Annotated in this window: 20 protein-coding genes; 15 read left to right on the top strand and 5 right to left on the bottom strand. The window is 66.3% G+C overall.

Going from position 1 to position 16,842, the window contains the following annotated elements:
- Window positions 1-5 precede the first annotated feature (5 nt).
- Window positions 6-1,799, bottom strand: coding sequence for a thiamine pyrophosphate-requiring protein (locus NM2_RS28665; RefSeq protein ID WP_067674909.1), 1,794 nt, complete (start codon window positions 1,797-1,799; stop codon window positions 6-8).
- 286 nt (window positions 1,800-2,085) lie between these two features.
- Between NM2_RS28665 and NM2_RS28660 the strand changes: the two genes are divergently transcribed.
- Window positions 2,086-2,904 (top strand): SigB/SigF/SigG family RNA polymerase sigma factor, encoded by an 819-nt coding sequence (locus tag NM2_RS28660; protein ID WP_067674906.1) that lies wholly within the window; start codon window positions 2,086-2,088, stop codon window positions 2,902-2,904.
- 20 nt (window positions 2,905-2,924) lie between these two features.
- Here NM2_RS28660 and NM2_RS28655 read toward each other — a convergent pair whose 3' ends face one another.
- Window positions 2,925-3,608, bottom strand: a complete 684-nt coding sequence (locus NM2_RS28655; protein ID WP_439956930.1) for a PAS and ANTAR domain-containing protein — start codon at window positions 3,606-3,608, stop codon at window positions 2,925-2,927.
- Window positions 3,609-3,851: 243 nt separating this feature from the next.
- Here NM2_RS28655 and NM2_RS28650 point away from each other — a divergent pair, with 243 nt between their 5' ends.
- Genes NM2_RS28650 through NM2_RS28630 form a run of 6 tightly spaced genes read left to right on the top strand, consistent with a single transcriptional unit; the run spans window position 3,852 to window position 6,819 of the window.
- The gene (locus NM2_RS28650; RefSeq protein ID WP_067674903.1) at window positions 3,852-4,292 is read left to right on the top strand and encodes a hypothetical protein; all 441 of its coding nucleotides are present in this window, start codon (window positions 3,852-3,854) and stop codon (window positions 4,290-4,292) included.
- A 27-nt stretch (window positions 4,293-4,319) separates the two neighbouring features.
- On the top strand, window positions 4,320-4,634 hold the full coding sequence (locus tag NM2_RS28645; RefSeq protein ID WP_067675037.1) for a hypothetical protein: 315 nt from the start codon (window positions 4,320-4,322) through the stop codon (window positions 4,632-4,634).
- A gap of 35 nt (window positions 4,635-4,669) precedes the next feature.
- Window positions 4,670-4,870, top strand: a complete 201-nt coding sequence (locus NM2_RS47910; protein ID WP_084531644.1) for a hypothetical protein — start codon at window positions 4,670-4,672, stop codon at window positions 4,868-4,870.
- A complete protein-coding gene (locus NM2_RS28640) occupies window positions 4,857-5,951 on the top strand; it encodes an iron-containing redox enzyme family protein (protein WP_084531643.1) in 1,095 nt (364 codons plus the stop codon). Before NM2_RS47910 ends, NM2_RS28640 begins: the two co-directional genes overlap by 14 nt.
- A 27-nt stretch (window positions 5,952-5,978) precedes the next feature.
- A complete protein-coding gene (locus NM2_RS28635; protein ID WP_067674900.1) occupies window positions 5,979-6,635 on the top strand; it encodes a HemK2/MTQ2 family protein methyltransferase in 657 nt (218 codons plus the stop codon).
- A complete protein-coding gene (locus tag NM2_RS28630; protein WP_067674897.1) occupies window positions 6,613-6,819 on the top strand; it encodes a CDGSH iron-sulfur domain-containing protein in 207 nt (68 codons plus the stop codon). Before NM2_RS28635 ends, NM2_RS28630 begins: the two co-directional genes overlap by 23 nt.
- A 192-nt stretch (window positions 6,820-7,011) precedes the next feature.
- Here the strand turns inward: NM2_RS28630 and NM2_RS28625 are convergent, their stop codons facing one another.
- Complete coding sequence (locus NM2_RS28625; protein ID WP_067674895.1) at window positions 7,012-8,607, bottom strand: FMN-binding glutamate synthase family protein; 1,596 nt, start codon at window positions 8,605-8,607, stop codon at window positions 7,012-7,014.
- 433 nt (window positions 8,608-9,040) lie between these two features.
- Between NM2_RS28625 and NM2_RS28620 the strand changes: the two genes are divergently transcribed.
- The 8 genes from NM2_RS28620 to NM2_RS28590 all read left to right on the top strand — a co-directional run bounded on the left by NM2_RS28620 (window position 9,041) and on the right by NM2_RS28590 (window position 15,720).
- Entirely contained in the window at window positions 9,041-9,841 is an 801-nt protein-coding gene (locus NM2_RS28620; RefSeq protein WP_067674892.1) for an SDR family NAD(P)-dependent oxidoreductase, read from the top strand.
- A 91-nt stretch (window positions 9,842-9,932) separates the two neighbouring features.
- Window positions 9,933-10,604 carry a TetR/AcrR family transcriptional regulator gene (locus tag NM2_RS28615; protein ID WP_067674888.1) on the top strand — a complete coding sequence of 224 codons (672 nt, stop codon included), beginning with the start codon at window positions 9,933-9,935 and terminating at the stop codon, window positions 10,602-10,604.
- Window positions 10,605-10,651: 47 nt separating this feature from the next.
- Window positions 10,652-11,890: a cytochrome P450 gene (locus NM2_RS28610; protein ID WP_067675032.1), complete on the top strand. Its 1,239-nt coding sequence runs from the start codon at window positions 10,652-10,654 to the stop codon at window positions 11,888-11,890.
- A gap of 49 nt (window positions 11,891-11,939) precedes the next feature.
- Window positions 11,940-12,911 (top strand): enoyl-CoA hydratase/isomerase family protein, encoded by a 972-nt coding sequence (locus NM2_RS28605; protein ID WP_067674885.1) that lies wholly within the window; start codon window positions 11,940-11,942, stop codon window positions 12,909-12,911.
- A 40-nt stretch (window positions 12,912-12,951) separates the two neighbouring features.
- Window positions 12,952-14,250, top strand: coding sequence for a hypothetical protein (locus NM2_RS28600; protein ID WP_084531653.1), 1,299 nt, complete (start codon window positions 12,952-12,954; stop codon window positions 14,248-14,250).
- Between the two features lie 7 nt (window positions 14,251-14,257).
- Window positions 14,258-14,431: a hypothetical protein gene (locus NM2_RS49405; protein ID WP_157121366.1), complete on the top strand. Its 174-nt coding sequence runs from the start codon at window positions 14,258-14,260 to the stop codon at window positions 14,429-14,431.
- Window positions 14,431-15,183, top strand: coding sequence for an enoyl-CoA hydratase-related protein (locus NM2_RS28595; RefSeq protein ID WP_067674882.1), 753 nt, complete (start codon window positions 14,431-14,433; stop codon window positions 15,181-15,183). The genes NM2_RS49405 and NM2_RS28595 overlap by 1 nt, the downstream gene beginning before the upstream one ends.
- A gap of 165 nt (window positions 15,184-15,348) precedes the next feature.
- Window positions 15,349-15,720 carry a hypothetical protein gene (locus tag NM2_RS28590; RefSeq protein ID WP_218026011.1) on the top strand — a complete coding sequence of 124 codons (372 nt, stop codon included), beginning with the start codon at window positions 15,349-15,351 and terminating at the stop codon, window positions 15,718-15,720.
- A 37-nt stretch (window positions 15,721-15,757) separates the two neighbouring features.
- Here NM2_RS28590 and NM2_RS28585 read toward each other — a convergent pair whose 3' ends face one another.
- Together NM2_RS28585 and NM2_RS28580 are read right to left on the bottom strand one after the other, a co-directional pair.
- Window positions 15,758-15,958 (bottom strand): DUF397 domain-containing protein, encoded by a 201-nt coding sequence (locus NM2_RS28585; protein ID WP_067674876.1) that lies wholly within the window; start codon window positions 15,956-15,958, stop codon window positions 15,758-15,760.
- Entirely contained in the window at window positions 15,958-16,839 is an 882-nt protein-coding gene (locus NM2_RS28580) for a helix-turn-helix domain-containing protein (protein ID WP_067674873.1), read from the bottom strand. Before NM2_RS28580 ends, NM2_RS28585 begins: the two co-directional genes overlap by 1 nt.
- Window positions 16,840-16,842: the final 3 nt, after the last annotated feature.

Below are 16,842 nucleotides of genomic sequence, written 5' to 3'. Positions count from 1 at the left end.
ATGTTTCAGCTGGTGCGGTTCGGAACGAATTCCTGCGCTTTGGTTTTCACTCCCTGGGTCATCATGTGCCAGGCGTTCGGATCGCCCCGCAGGATCGACTCGACGGTCTCCTTCATCTGCTCGAAGGTCGCGTGCGGAGGGATCGGAGGCATCTCCGGGTCACAGCGCACGTCCAGGACCGTGGGCCCCTCGGCGTGCAGCGCTTGGTCCCACGCGCCCGCGAGCTGGCCCGGATCGTCGATCGCGACGGCGGACAAACCCAGCACCCGTGCGACCTCGGCATAGGAGATATCCGGAAGCGACTGGGACTCTTCGAATTTCGGTGCACCGCCCATCGCCCGCAACTCCCAGGTCACCTGGTTCAGGTCGTTGTTGTGGAAGATGCACACGATCAATCGCGGATCACTCCACTGCTCGTGGTAACGGGCGATGGTCATCAACTCGGCAAGGCCGTTCATCTGCATCGCCCCGTCACCCACCAGCGCGATCACCGGACGGTCGGGGTGCGCGAACTTCGCACCGATCGCGTACGGAACCCCGGGCCCCATCGTCGCCAGCGTCCCGGACAACGAGCCGCGCATCGTCCCGCGCATCCGCAGGCACCGGGCGTACCAGTTGGTGGAAGACCCCGAATCAGCGGTCAGGATCGCGTTGTCGGGGACACGCTGGGACAACTCCCACACCACACGCATCGGATTCACCGGCTTCGCCTCGAGCATCGACTGCCGTTCGATCGTGTCCCACCAACGCGCCACTCCCGCTTCGATCTTCTCCCGCCAACTGCGATCGGTCTTACGCGTCAACAGCGGAATCAACTCCGACAGAGTCGCTTTCGCATCACCGACGAGATTCACCTCGGTCGGATAGCGCATGCCGATCATCGCTCCGTCGATATCGATCTGCACCGCGCGCGCCTGACCGAACTCCGGAAAGAATTGCGCATAAGGCAGATTCGAGCCGACGATCAACAAAGTGTCGCAATCACGCATCAACTCGTAACTGGGCCGGGTACCCAGCAGACCGACCGACCCGGTGACGAACGGAAGATCGTCGGACAGCACATCCTTGCCCAGCAGCGCCTTTGCCACGCCCGCCCCGGTGATCTCCGCGAGTTCGGTGAGCTCCGCGGCAGCGCCACGCGCGCCCTGCCCGGCCAGGATCGCCACCCGCGACCCGGCCTCGAGAATCTCCGCGGCCCGCCGCACCTCGGCCCGGTCGGGCACCACCCGCGCCCCGGACTGCGCCGGCGGGCTCGAGGGCACCTGCTTGAACTCGTGCGTGGGCGCCTGGTACGGCTCCTCCTGCAGATCCGACGGAATGATCACCGCGGTCGGCGCACTGCGCGTGCGGGCGATCCGGAAGGCGCGATCCAGCGCGTTGGGCAGCTGACTGGCGACATTCACCTCGACCAGATAGTCACTGGCCACATCCTTGTACAGGGCCTGCAAGTCCACTTCCTGCTGATAATTACCACCCATCGCGCTGCGCGCGGTCTGCCCCACGATCGCGACCACCGGAACATGATCGAGTTTCGCGTCGTACAACCCGTTGAGCAGATGGATCGCACCCGGGCCCGAGGTCGCCGCGCAGACTCCCACCTCGCCGCTGAACTTGGCATAACCCACCGCCTCGAACGCGGCCATCTCCTCATGCCGGGCCTGCACGAACGCGGGCTTGTTCCCCGCGCGGCCGAACGCGGCCACCAGGCCGTTGATACCGTCGCCGGGATAGCCGAAAACCTGCCGCACACCCCATTCCCGCAGGCGCGCCAGCACGTAATCGCCAACCTGTTGAACCATGTCCGCTCCTGTCCGTGTCATCCGATGCAGTCCGGCGGCGGATACCCGGGCGATCACTTACCAATCACGGCGTGTGCACACCGGTCGCACGGGTATCGCGATGGTGCGCACCGGCGGTCCTTCTCGCGGACGGCCGCGGCGAGGCTTCGTGCACTGGACAGAGCGCTTCGTTTTCTGGACTGACCGTGCGAGCGGATTCGACAATACTGGGGCTCGCGACCTTCTGACGTGGCAGCGTTCATTACCCAGCGCCGCCGCGCAGGCACTCGGCCGCCGGAGGTATCCGATGACTACCCACCTCACAGCCCGATTCGCATCCGCGTCACGGTCCAGCCGGGGCCACGACAGCTACGACGACATCGAACCCTGGCTAGAGAAGATGGTGGCCCTGCCACCCGAAGATCCCGAACGCGGTTGGCTGCGCGAACAGATCATGGACAGATGCCTGCCGCTGGCCGAACACATCGCACGCCGCTACACCCGGCGCGGGGAAACCTACGACGACCTGTGTCAGGTGGCTTCGCTCGGCCTGGTGCTGGCGGTCGACCGGTTCGAGCCGGGCAAGGGCGCCTCGTTCCTGTCCTTCGCCGTGCCGACGATCATGGGTGAGGTACGCCGCCACTTCCGCGACCGAACCTGGATGGTGCGCGTCCCACGCCCGGCCAAGGAACTGCAGGCCGCTCTCGGACCGGCCACCGAACGGCTCACGCACCGGCTGAACCGCATGCCGACCGCGGCGGAACTGGCCGCCGAACTCGACGTGGACCGCCTCGAGATCACCCGGGCGCTGCTGGCTGCCAACGCCTACACCGCCGACACCATCGACAGCTCACCGGACGACCCCGAGCGAGATCCCGGAGCCGCGCGGGTGGCCGGGGAACTGGGCGCCGAAGACACCGGGTACGAGCTCACCGACAACGCGCTCGCCGTCGCCCCGCTGCTACGCGAACTCCCCGCCCGCGAACGCGAGGTGCTGCACCTGCGGTTCTTCGAGAATCGCACCCAGTCCCAGATCGCCGAACAGATCGGGGTATCGCAGATGCAGGTCTCCCGCATCCTCACCGCGACCCTGACCGAACTGCGCGAGCGGGCACTCCACGATTGAGCCGGAGTGCTCGGCAACGGTCAGCTCGGTTCGATCCTTTCGTGCACGGTCAGCAGCAAATGGTCGAATCGGGTGCGCTGTTCGAGCGGGCCGCCTCTCGCCTGAGCCACCTCGATCATGATCTGCTCGGCCAGGGCTCGCAGTTTCGTGTTGGTTTCCTGCGATCGCCATCGCAGTACCCGGAACGCCTGCTTGGCGTTGATGCCGTAGATCAGCATCAGCGCGCCCTTCGCCTGCTCGATGACCGCGCGTGCCTCGATGAGTTCGGGCAGCGTATCGTCCAGCGCCGTCTTGCGTTCCTGGTCGAAGCTCTCGGTCACGTCGATGTAGTAGCCGGCGGTGCCAACCACACGCCCGTCGTCGTCGAGCAACTGATCGCCGACGACGAGTACCTGCCGCACATGCCCGCCCGTGTCGATGATCCGGTGCCGGCTGCAGAAGGGCTCGCCGGTCTCGGTCATCGCGGCCAGGGTCCGGGCGACCTGGTCGCGATCGTCCGGATGCTTGTGCGACAGCAGCACCGCGGTTGTCGGCACGATGGTTCCGGGCGCATATCCGTGGATCGCGGCGACCTCGTCGGACCACTCCCATCGGCGGTCCGCGAACCAGAAGCGGAAACTGCCGATGCTGTGCGCGGTTCCGCCGCCGATGACCTGGCCGGCCATGTCCGCATCGTCGGATTCTGTGGTTGTCACGGATGTGATTATCCGATATCGGACACTCGCGCGTGGCGCAATGTACAGCAGGGTCGGCACGAACCGGATGAGCACCGACATAGCTTGCAGAACAGGCAGTTTCAGCGGTCGGCAAGCATTACGGCCTGGCATTCGCGGTACGCGACACGCCGTGCCCGGGGTACAGCGCGCCGCCTTCTCATCCCGTTTCGGATCTGCCGGGTTTGACGACGCGGGCTGCGGGAAGGTCGGGGGTGTGGGAAGGAGGAAGCCGTGACCGACGCCCGAGAGACCTACGATCCCCCACAGGACACCGGCACACCGGATGCGGTGGAAACCGATCCGGGAGCTCTGAACAGCGCCGAGGACCTCGACGAGGACCGCCTTCGACAGGATCCGCTCGAACGGGCCATGGATCCGCCCGAGCACTGGTCCGGAGTGGACAAGTACGGCATGACGGCCTCGGAGCAGGCCCGTGCCCGACCGCTCGCCGAGCGCCTGGCCGAGGAGGAGCCCGACCTCACCGGTGCGGCAACCGCACCCCAGCTGCCGGAACAGGACGATCCCGACCGCGACTCCGAGCAGGAGGATCTCACGGCCGACCTCCGCGAACTCGATACCAGGGATCTCGTCCCGCACACATACGCCGAAGACCTCGGAACGGCAGCCGACGAACCGGGCGGACCGGAACAGACCCACGAGCAACCCGGCTGATATCGGCCCCACCTCATGGAGGACATCATGACCGAATTGCCGAACCGTCGGACCACGGCGAACACGGCCCGCCGCGAATTCCCGCGCCGGTTGTCGCGCCGACACCACGCGGGCGAAGGCATCGAGGACCCATACAACGTCCCCGGCATCGTCCTGTGCGGCCTGGCCATGGCGGCCCTGGCCCTGACGCTTACCGCGGCGGGATACGGCTTCGCCGGCTGGGCGGTGATCGGCGCGGTGACCTGCGTGGTCTGCGGCATCGCCGGAGTGAGCTGGCTGCTCCTGGAACGACGACGCACGAACCGGCGAATTCCGTCGGTTCCCGAACGTCAGGGTCACTGATCGACGCGTATTCCGACTGTGAAGGAGGCCCAGCAATGCCGAACCGGAACAACCCTGGTCGATTCGGAAACCGCCCGGACACCCTCGAGCAAGCCAGCCGCGGCGGCCGGGCGAGCACCGGCAGCTTCGGCGAACGCAACGCCGCCGATCCCCGCGAAGCAGGTCGTAGGGGCGCGCGGGCTCAATCGGCCGAAGCCAAATCCAAGGGCGGGCGGCGCAGCCATGGCGGCCACTGACGAACGAGCGGATCGACTTCCGGTCGATCACCGCTCACCACGCGACCGGGCGGCAAGCGCCGTCCGGTCGCGCCCGCCGATAACCGACGACCCCGCGGCTCCCCCACTGCCTGAGCCGCGAGGCCCGATTTCGGCAGCGCTGCACGACATCCTGCGCGATGTTCCCTCGCCGTCGACACCGCCGGTCGACACCGCGGACCCCTACGGTGACGATCTGCACCTGGCGCTGCACATGTGCTACGAGTTGCACTACCACGGCTTCGAATCGGTGCACCCCGATCTGGAATGGGATCCCGGTGTACTGCGCCTGCGCGCGGATATGGAAGACCGCTTCCTGACCGCGCTGCTCGACGACGTCTCCGGAGGCCGCGACCTCGACGGCGAATTGAACGCGCTGACCACCGCACCCGCCGAGGCGCAGGGCGTCGGCGGCTTCCTGGACAGCCAGGGCCACTGGTGGCACGTGCGGGAGTACTTCGTGCACCGCTCGATCTACCACCACAAGGAGGCCGACCCCTACGTCTGGGCGATTCCGCGACTGCGCGGGCAAGCCAAAGCGTCTCTCGTGGCCGTGGAATTCGACGAGTTCGGCGCCGGGCGCGGCGACCGCGTGCACGCTCGACTGTTCGCCGACCTGCTCGAGGGCGCGGATTTGTCCTCCGATTACCTGCACTACCTCGCCGTGGTCCCGGCGCCGATGCTTGCCCTGGTGAACATGATGTCCCTGTTCGGGCTGCACAGCCGGTGGCGAGGCGCGCTGGTCGGTCATTTCGCGACGGTCGAGATCACCTCACCGCCGGCGGCGCGGCGGATGGCCGACATATTGCGACGCCTGGACGCGGACCCTGCCTGCATCCGCTTCTATACCGAGCATGTGGAGGCCGACGCCGTGCACGAACAGGTCATGCGGCACGAGGTGATCGGCGATCTGCTGCGACAGGAACCGGATCAGGCCGCATCGATCGTCTTCGGGATACAGGCCACCGCCCTGCTGGAGAACCGGATCGACCAGCACCTGCTCGACAGCTGGCGCGCGGATCGAACCTCCCTGCGCGACAACGAGTTGATAAAGCCTGATTGAACAGCGCCGTGAGGGTATCCGGTGATCATGAGGTTGTTCCGCGCACCAGGCGTCTACCGACCGCAAGCAGACACCCGACTGCTGATGCGAGCGATGACCGACGCGGCCCTACCTCCGGGAAAAGCGGTTCTGGATCTGTGTACCGGCACCGGTGCCGTGGCCGTGCACGCACACCGCCTGGGCGCGAAAACGGTTACCGCGGTGGACATATCCCGTGCCGCCGTCTTCTCGGCCTGGCTCAACAGCCGCGGCCGGGGCATGAGTATCGAACTACTGCGCAACGACTTCGCCCACGTACTGCGGCACCGTCGTTTCGACACCGTTCTGGCCAATCCGCCCTACGTCCCGGGTCCCTCGGCTCCGCCCAGCCGGGGCCGCGCCAAAGCATGGGAGGCCGGGCCGACCGGGCGCGCTCTGCTCGACCCGCTGTGTGACATCCTGCCCGAGTCGCTCAATCGCGACGGAACGGCACTGATCGTGCATTCGGCGCTGTGCGGAACCGAGCGCACTCTGCAGCGCCTGCGCGCTGGCGGGCTCAAGGCCGCTGTGGTGGCACGCCGAACCACGGCCTTCGGACCCGTCCTGCGATCACGCGCCCGCTGGCTGCGGGACGCCGGCCTGCTCGATCCGAGCGAGACGAGCGAGGAACTGGTGGTGATCCGTGCCGACCGAATCAAACCGTGAGCCCCGCCGCGTCCGCATCACCCGAGAAGGCCCCGCGCTGGTCGAGGGACCGGTCGAACTGGTCACCGACGACGGCAGGGTGGTGCGCTGCGACCGTTTCCTGGTCGCGGTGTGCCTGTGCCGACGCTCGAAGATCTATCCCCTGTGCGACACCAGCCACCGCCGACGCCGCAGAACTGAATAATGCCGACGACACCGGCTGGTGCGTGGCTCAAGGGGCGCTCATCAGCCGGCGACCGCCGCCGCTACATTCCCATCAAGCCGGACGGCTCGAGCGATGCGAGTGCGGGCCCGTTCACCTGTTCGATCGCATTACCCGAAACCTTCCGGGGAGTACCTCTCGGCGGTCCGGTCACCGGCGCTCGAGGCGGCGGTCCTAGCCGGGCAGTTCGGCGCGGAACGAGTCCGGGTCGGCCGCGGCCCAGTCCGCCGCCCACTCCGCGGGCGGTTCACGCAGCAGAACACCGCTCTCCAGCCGCGGATACAGCACCGCGTAGGAGCGAACCTCGGTGGCGGACAACCTTTTCAGCAGCATGTGCGGGCGCAGGTCCGCGGGCGTGCTCGCACCCAGCGACGCCATGATCTGAACCGCTTGGGCGACAGTGGCGGCGTGGTAGCGCTGGGCGCGTTCGGCTTTGTCCGCGACATCCAGTGCGCGGGCGCGGCGCGGATCCTGGGTCGCGACACCGACCGGGCATTTGTTGGTGTGGCAGCGCTGCGCTTGGATGCAGCCGATCGCCATCATCATCGCCCGGGCCGAATTCGTGTAGTCCGCGCCCTGGATCAGGCGCTTGACGATGTCGGTACCGGTGGCGACCTTCCCGCTCGCCCCGATCCTGACGCGGTCACGCAAACCGGTCCCGATCAGGGCGTTGTGCACGATCTGCAGGCCGTCGGTCAGCGGCAGCCCGATATTGTCCTCGTACTCCAGCGGCGCGGCCGCGGTGCCGCCTTCGGCCCCGTCGACGATGACGAAATCCGGTGCGGTCCCCTCCGACAGCATCGCCTTGCAGAGCGCGAGCACCTCACTGCGAGAGCTGACGCACAGTTTGACGCCCACCGGCTTACCACCGGACAACTCGCGCAACCGGCGCACGAACGCGATCAGCTCACGCGGGGTCCCGAATGCCGAGTGCGCGGCGGGGCTCACACATTTCTCGTGTGCCGGAACACCGCGAAAGCGGGCGATCTCGTCGCTGACCTTCGCGGCCGGCAGGACCCCGCCCAAGCCGGGCTTGGCGCCCTGGCTCAGTTTCACACTGATCATCTTGACCTGATCACAACCAGCCTTCTCGGCGAACTGATCCGGGTCGAACCACCCCTCCTCGGTACGAGTGCCGAAATAGCCCGATCCGATCTCCCACACCAGATCCGCACCGGCGTGCAGGTGGAAAGGAGTCAACCCGCCTTCGCCGGTGTCGTGTGCGAATCCGCCGCGGGCCGCCGCAAGGTTCAACGCGCGCAACGCATTCACCGACAACGCACCGAAGCTCATCGACGACACGTTCAGCAGCGACATCGAGTACGGCCGAGTGCAGTCCGGTCCGCCGATCAGCACGCGCGGCGGCTCCTGCGGTTCGGAAACCGGCGCGATCGAATGAGTGAGGTACTCGTACCCGACCCTGTCCAGATCTCGCTCGGTGCCGAAGGACAGCTCACCGTGGATTCCTTTCGCCCGCTCGTAGATCATCGTGCGGACATCACGATCGAAGGGCCGTCCGTCGAAGTTACGCTCGATGAAGTACTGCTGCAGTTCGGGCCGCAGACCTTCCAGCAGATACCGCATATGCCCGAGCAGCGGATAATTCCGCAGCACCGAATGCCGGCGCTGGATCAGATCAGCCACAGCGACCACACACAGCAACGCCAGCGCGACGACCAGGATCCACCAGGCCCAGGAACCGATCGCCGCGCACACACCGACCACGACGACGAGTATCGCCAAGAACCCAACGGCAAAGAACCGCAACATCGTTCACCCCTGTTCCACTGGCTCACCGATACCACCGGTTCGCCACAGGCCCACGCGCACCCGTCCGTCACGACGAGCCGGCCTGCCCGATCCGGCGACACGGGCGTACCCGGGCTCCGCGTGATAAAACAACGTCGGCGCGGAGGTCGGCACGTTCACCACGTCGGCCTCTGCCCGGCGGACCCGGTTCCGGCATCCGGCCCGGGCTCACCCATCGACTCGGATTTAAATCAACCGATTGATTTATGACAGTACGTCGTGTTGACTGCTCGTGACTGCGCTACGCGGCTCGGGCGCCAGGTCCAGCGGAGCGGGAAGCGCCGTACCAGAGTCTGAAACACGTTGTGCGCGAGTGGTTTCGAGGACTCCACTCGGAAGCGCACCTGAGCGGCTGTCGTCCCGCACCGCGTCGGGACAGCCGGTGAGGGTTGGGATGAACAGCGAATTCGCGGGGAAAGTAGTCGTCGTCACCGGAGGAGCGTCCGGAATCGGGCGGGCGACCGTCGAGCTGTTCCGTGAGCTCGGCGCGACGGTGATGCTCGCGGACGTCGACCGCGACCGGGGCGAGCAGCTGGCGGGCGAGCTGGGCGAGCGAGTCGAGTTCCGGCAGGTCGACGTCGGTCGGCCCGATCAGGTGGAAACGCTGGTGAGCCACACCGTCGAGCGCTGGGGCGGGCTGCACGTCATGGTCAACAATGCCGCGGTCTCCAGCCCGCTCGCGCGGTTCCTGGACGACGACCTGAGCGCCTTCGAGCGCATCATGTCGGTCAACGTCCTGGGTGTGATGGCCGGGACGCAATGCGCCGCCCGCCACATGGCGCGCAACGGTGGCGGGGCGATCGTCAACATGACATCCATCGGCGGGACCCAGGCCGGCGGGGGCGTCATGATCTATCGAGCCTCCAAGGCCGCGGTGGTCCAGTTCACGAAATCGGTCGCTATCGAGTTGGCCCGCAACGACATCCGGGTCAATGCCATCGCGCCCGGGAACATTCCGACGTCCCTGCTGGCCTCGTCCGCGGCGGGCATGAGCGAGCAGGAGATCGAACGTCAGGAGCGCGCGGTGCGAGAGGTGATGCGCAAGAACCGGCCGCTGCCGCGGGAGGGCACCCCGGCCGACGTCGCCGAGGCCGTCGCCTACCTGGCCGGGGATCGCGCACGGTACGTCACCGGGGTCGTGCTGCCGGTCGACGGCGGAACGAGCGCGGGAAAACCGTTGCCCCGGCGCGAATAACGCCGCCCGGCCCCGAGTCCGGACAGGCGGACGGGTCCACTTTTCCACCGGACCACATTTAAATCAAGCGATTGATTTACTCGGGGATGCCGTGTTCACTGAACGTGTGACTGCGCCACGAGCCTCGGGCAACGACAGGTCCAGCGGGACCCGCGAAGCGCTGCTGTCCGCCGCGGAGCGGTTGTTCGCCGAACAGGGCCTTTCGGCGGTGTCCAACCGGCAGATCAGCACGGCCGCCGGGCAGGGCAACAACGCAGCGGCGAACTATCACTTCGGCAGCCGCAGTGACCTGCTGCGCGCGATCGAGAGCAGGCATCGGGCGCCGATCGAGGAGTTCCGCGTCCGAATGCTGGCCGACGTCACCGATTCCGGGGAATTGCGGGATTGGGTCGGCCTGCTGGTGCGCCCGCTCACCGATCACCTGGCCGAGCTGGGCAATCCGAGCTGGTACGCCCGTTTCGCGGCGCAGGCCATGGCCGATCCGGTGTACCGCGACATCGTGACGGCCGATGCCCTCACCTCACCGCTGCTGGTCCGCACCCTGGACGGCATCATCGGCTGCCTGCCCGATCTGGGCAAACACGTGCGTCACCAACGCACCGTGATGACCCGGAACCTGCTCATGCACAGCTGCGCCGAACTCGAGGGCGAACTCGCCGCGAGCGGTCGGCGCGCGCGGTGGAACTGGCGCGATGTCGGTGAGGAACTCACCGACGGCATTGCCGGGCTGTGGCGCGCGCCCGTTCGCAGCACGACCTCCTGACCACGCCCGATGACGGTCCGGGACCGGGATCGTCAGAAAGGAACACGATGGCCGACGACACCGTCACCTCGAACGTGACAACACGAGACATTCCCGAATTCCCCATGCCGCGCGCCGCGGGCGATCCGTTCGCGCCTCCGCCGATCGTGCTGGAACGCAACGCCGAACAGCAGTTGTTCCGGGTGCGGATCTGGGACGGGAGCACGCCGTGGCTCATCACGGGCTACGAGGCGATCCGCGCGCTGTTCGCCGATCCCAGGGTCAGCGTCGACGACCGGCGCGAGGGATATCCGCATTGGAACGAGGGCATGCGCTCGACGGTGCACGCCCGGCCGCCCTCGGTGTTCACCTCTGATGGCGAGGAGCACAACCGGTACCGCCGCATGCTCACCAAGGCGTTCACCTTCAAGCGGGTGGAGGCGTTGCGCGCGGCGGTGCAGCGGATCACCGACGAGCACATCGATACGATCCTGGCCGGGCCGCGACCGGCCGATCTCGTTCCGGCGCTGTCGCTTCCGGTGCCGTCCCTGGTGATCAGCGAGATGCTGGGCGTGCCGTACGCGGACGCCGATTTCTTCCAGGAACAGGCGAACAAGGGCATGAGCCGCTACGCTACCGCCGAGGACGCCGCACGAGGAGCCGGAGCCCTGGCGAAGTATCTGGCGAATCTGATCCGCGCCAGGGTCACCGATCCGCGCGAGGATCTGGTGTCCGATCTCGCCGAGCGGGTCGGGGCGCAGGAGATCAGCGTGCGCGAAGCCGCGCAGCTGGCCACGGGTGTGCTGATCGCCGGGCACGAGACGACCGCCAACCAGATCAGCCTGAGCGTCGCGGCCCTGCTCGAGCACCCCGATCAGCTTGCCGCGCTGCGGGATTCGGACGATCCGAAGGTGATCGTGACCGCGGTGGAGGAACTGCTGCGTTTTCTGAGCATCATCCAGACCGGACAACGCCGCATCGCGGTGGCGGACATCGAGATCGCGGGAGAAACCATCCGGGCGGGCGAGGGAGTCATTCTCGATGTGGCCCCGGCGAATTGGGACGCTCGCCGCTTTCCCGAACCCGGCCGGCTGGATCTCGAGCGCCAGGACGGACCACACGTCGGCTTCGGCTACGGGCGGCATCAGTGCGTGGGCCAGCAACTCGCGCGCATGGAGTTGCAGATCGTCCTGCCGACCCTGTTCCGGCGCATCCCGGACATCCGGCTGGCCGTGCCCCGCGACGAGCTTCCGTTCAAACACGACGCCCTCGCCTACGGACTGTACGAACTGCCCGTGACCTGGTGACCGACAGTCCCTGACCGAGCCGAAACACTACACACGACGGGAGCCTGCCGTGCCTGAATACGACTACCAGAAGATGAAGAAGGACGCCGAGCCGTTCATCAAGTTCGAGAAGGACGTGAAGAACCGGATCGCCTACATCACCTTCAACCGCCCCGACGAGCTGAACTCCGCCAATCTCGGTATGCGGCAGAACTATGCCGACATCATCCACAAATGCAACGTCGACGACGAAGTGAAGGTCGTGGTGATCCGCGGCGAGGGTGAGGATTTCGGCTCCGGCGGTGATCTGCCCGAACAGCGCGACATGCTGGAGAACCCGGGAATGTCTCTGCTGCACGAACTCTCGATCGACGACGAGAACGTCAAATATCCGCCCGGCGATTCCTACCGGTACCTGTCCACCGTCACCGATCACTACGCGAAAGCCCGCGCGGGCAACCGGCCGTTGCAGGAACTGAAGAAGATCAGCATCATCGAGGCCAAGGGCTACTGCTACGGGTGGCACTTCTACCAGGCCGGTGACGCCGACCTGGTCGTGTCCTCCGACGACGCGCTGTTCGGACACCCCGCCTTCCGGTACGTGGGCTGGGGCCCCCGGCTGTGGTGGTGGGCCGAGACGATGGGGCTGCGGAAGTTCTCCGAAATGCTCTTCACCGGAAGGCCTTTCACCGCCGCCGAGATGTACGAATGCGGATTCCTCAACAGCGTGGTCCCGCGCGAGGACCTGGAGGCCGAGACTCTGAAATACGCCCTGGCGTGTTCCCGGTCGCGTCCGACCGATACGGTCGCGGTCCAGAAGACCTTCCTCGAACTCTACAAACAGCACAAGGGCGAGTATTTCGGGAGCCTGCTCACCGGCATGGTCGAAGGCCTGCTGCCGATGATGACGAACGATCGTGACGGCGAGGTCGATCTCACCGAGGACACGTTCGGCAAGGGCCTGAACAATGTCGTCAAGGACAACGATCTGAACTTCCCGCCCGAATGGCGGTTGAGCCGTTCCGGCCGTAAGAAGCCGTGAACGAATCGACGCCGGCCTGGGTCCGGCTGTCGTGAAAGACATTGCGGTACAGGGTATTACCGGCGACCGCTACGGTCTCACCCTTCCGGCGCATCCCGAGGAGCTCCGCCGCTCGGGCGCCGGATTCCTGACCCGGGCGTTCCGGGCGGCGGGCAGCCTGGCCGCCGACAATGCCGTCGCCGACGTCACCGAGTTCCGTGAAGTGCGCGGCGGCAGCACCGGGCGCAAGGCGCTGCTGTCGGTGCGCTACCGCAACCTCGAACCGCACCTGCACACGAATCTGTTCGTCAAGTTCTCCCGCGATCTCGACGATCCGCTGCGTGACCGGGGCCGAACGCAGATGGAGCCCGAGGTCCGTCTCGCCGAACTCGCCGCGTGCGCGCAGTTTCCCATCACGGTGCCCACGACGTATTTCGGTGACTACCATCGGAATTCGGGTACCGGACTGCTCGTCAGCGAGCGAATCATGTTCGGGGTCAACGGTATCGAGCCGCAGTACCACAAATGTCTCGACTACCGGATGCCCGACGCACACGAGCATTACCGCGCATTGCTCACCGCCGTCGCGCGGCTCGCGGGTGCGGACCGCGCGGGCCGGTTGCCGAAGGACGCAGCCGCCGGCTTTCCGACCGAGCAACAGGTCGCGGGAGTCGGGCAACGTCCCTCGCCCGGGAAGCTGCCCCGCCGCCTGGCACAATTGGCCGAGTTCTGCCGGAGATGTCCCGCACTGCTTCCCGAGCATGTCCGCACCGAGCGGTTCATGACCCGGTTCGCCGAACAGGCCGCGGAGTTCGTCGCCCGCGAATTCGACATCTGGCGGCTGTTGCGCTCGGACCCGGACCACATCGCGCTGTGTCACTGGAACGCCAACGTGGACAACGCCTGGTTCTGGCGGGACACCGGCGGCGATCTGCACTGCGGCCTGATGGACTGGGGCTGTGTCAGCCGGATGAACGTCGCCATGGCGATCTGGGGCGCGCTGTCGGGCGCGGAAACCGACCTGTGGAATCGTCACCTGGACGATCTGCTCGGCCTGTTCGTCACCGAGGTATACCACAGCGGCGGTCCGCGCCTGGACCCTCGCCGACTGGCCGACCAGCTCATGCTCTACGTCGGAATCATGGGCGTCACATGGCTTCTCGACGTCCCCGCCCTGATCCTGACCCGCTTCGGCGAATCCGCCACGGAACTCACCCGTACCGACCCGCGCATCGAATCCGACGAAAGCGTCCGCGCCCCACTGCGAATGCTGACCAACGTGCTCGAGCTCTGGCACGCCCACGACTTCGGCGCTCGACTGCACGACGCGATCAGTGCCCCGACCTCACATCACCGGTAGGAGAACAATGGCATCACACAACCGCGCCTCGATCATCGACACCGAAGATCCCGGATACCGGCAGGCAGCGCTGAACATCTTCGCGCGGTACCAGGGGCCATCCAGCGAAGACGCCCGGCCTAAGCTCGGCTGGGATCCACTGCCGGTCACCGGGACGAGCGCGAAGTACGCGAGTATCTGATGGACACGGTCGAGGTCACCCAGCGTGGGCGGGTCACCGTCATCACGATGCGGCGCGAAGCCAAGCGCAATGCCATCAATGCCGACATCACCGCCGGAATCGACAACGCGCTCAACGAGTTCGAAGACGATCCCGAGCAGTGGTGCGCGGTACTCACCGGCGGCACACTGTGTTTCAGCGCCGGTGCGGATCTGGCGGCCGGGCCCGGCGAGCCGACTCCCCGGGGCGGGATCGCCGGGCTCATCACCCGCACTCGTACCAAACCGCTCATCGCCGCGGTCGAAGGCGTCGCACTGGGCGGCGGGCTCGAACTCGTGCTGTGCTGCGATCTGGTCGTCGCCGCGACGAACGCAAGCTTCGGATTGCCCGAGCCACAGCGTGGCCTGATGGCCGATTTCGGCGGCGCGTTCCGCATCACCCGGCATTTCCCGCCCAATCTGGCACGGGAACTACTGCTGACCGCGGACCCCATCGACGCGGAACGCGCCGAGCGACTCGGCTTCGTCAACCGCCTGACCGAACCGGGCGCCGCTTTGACCGCGGCGATCGAACTCGCCGAGCGGATCTGCGCCAATGCCCCACTGGCCGTTCGTGCTTCGCTACAGGTCGCCGACGCGGCGATCAACGGGGACGAGACCGCACTCTGGGAGCTGTCGAACCGCACCCACGGCGAACTGGTGCGCACCGCGGACGTCGCCGAAGGGGTTGCCGCCTTCCTGGAGAAGCGTCCGGCGCACTGGAAGGCTCAGTAGCGCACTGCGACAGGCACAGTGCGCTGTGCGAGTCAGCCCCCGCGGTTTCGGGCCGGGGCGGGCTCGCGGCCGCGCACCAGTCGGCCGTCGCGGAGCGGTCGACCCCGCACAGCCGAAGTCCATACTTTCTTGTCCTGCTCCCCACCGGGCTGAAAGACTGACCAGGTGAAGGAGCAAGGCCACGGCGTCCGCGCCCCAATGTGGGATGGGGCCTACTACCGCGTATGCGCGGGACCGCTCGAGATGCTGTTCCTCCCCGACCCGAATGAAGCGCTCGACGAGGTGAATGTCGACGTGGAGGTCCGCCTGCCCGATGGCTCCCGCTGGAGCGCAACGATCTTCACCATCACCGAAGTCGAGCGACTGATGGCACGCTGGTCCGACACCGGCGAGGCGCTCAGCGGCCGGTACTTCTGGTGCCAGGACGGCCTGATCGTCAAAGAACCCGGAATCCTGCCGATGGCCGAAGTAATCAAGGGACTACACGACAGCGGCGAACTACGCCACGTTCTGCGGCGAACAAGCGCCACCGCATGATCCGCCCATAAACCTGACCAGTTACGCATCCGTCAGATCATCGATCGAACCTGCCCCGGTCTGTCGCATCGACGAAGGCCGACCACTCATCCGAGGTGAACACCAACGCAGGACCAGACGGCTGCTTCGAATCACGAACGCCAACAAGACTCTTCGGCAGGAAGGCGACCTCGACGCAGTTCTGGGAGGCACCACTATGGCTGCTCTTGAACCACATCGCGTTCGCTAGATCGTCCATCACGACGCATACTCCTTCGCGAGCTGCCGAAGCAGGGCTCGACTGGCTACTGCATCCAACGCGCCGCGCTGGAAGTATTCGTACGCTTCATGATAACGCTGAACTGCAATCGGCTTCGCAAGGTACAAAACCCCTGTGAAAATGTCCCTGTAGACAACAGGAGGCTCCACCGCCCGGCCGTTCTTGTCGGTGCCGAACTCGAGGATGACGAAGGGACCGACAGCTTCCCCGAGCGGGAATCCGGCGCTGAACGGCAACACCTGCAGGTTGACGTTGTCCCGAGTGCTTATGTCCGCCAGGTGTTTTAGCTGCGCCGCCATGATGCGCGGGCCGCCGACGACGCCTCTGAGGACTGATTCGCGCAGCACGACGTCGAGAACAACCGGGCTGTGCTTTCGAGTGATCCGGGCTTGGCGGCGCATCCGCAGCTGCACTCGTCGCGCATGCTTTTCGGCACTGTCGTCCGGATAACCCGCATGGAACAACGCGCCCGCGTACACGGGCGTTTGCAGCAGCCCCGGCACCAGCTCAGGTTCATAACTTGTCAGCCGCTGCGCCGACGCCTCCAATCCTACGAAGAAATCGAAGTTCGCCGGAATCAGGTCACCGTATTCATACCACCAGCTCTCCTCATTACCCTGCGCGGCAAGACCTTTCATCGCGGCGGTGTGCTCCGCATCGAATTCGTAGATCCTGCACAGCGCTTCGAGATCCACCTCCCGCGGCTTCGCCACCACCCCCTTCTCGATCCGCTGCAATGTGCTGGCACTGCGCTGAATCAGCGCGGCCGCCTGTTCCAACGTCAGGCCGCACTCGTCCCGACCATCCCGCAAATACTTCCCCAGCTGACGTCGCGCCAGCGTCGATCCGTCCTCCGACATACC

The organism is Nocardia miyunensis NBRC 108239, from assembly GCF_001613065.1.
Taxonomy (GTDB): domain Bacteria; phylum Actinomycetota; class Actinomycetes; order Mycobacteriales; family Mycobacteriaceae; genus Nocardia; species Nocardia miyunensis.
The sequence above is the reverse complement of the archived record's forward strand: the minus strand, read 5'-3'. Positions and strand labels throughout refer to the sequence as shown.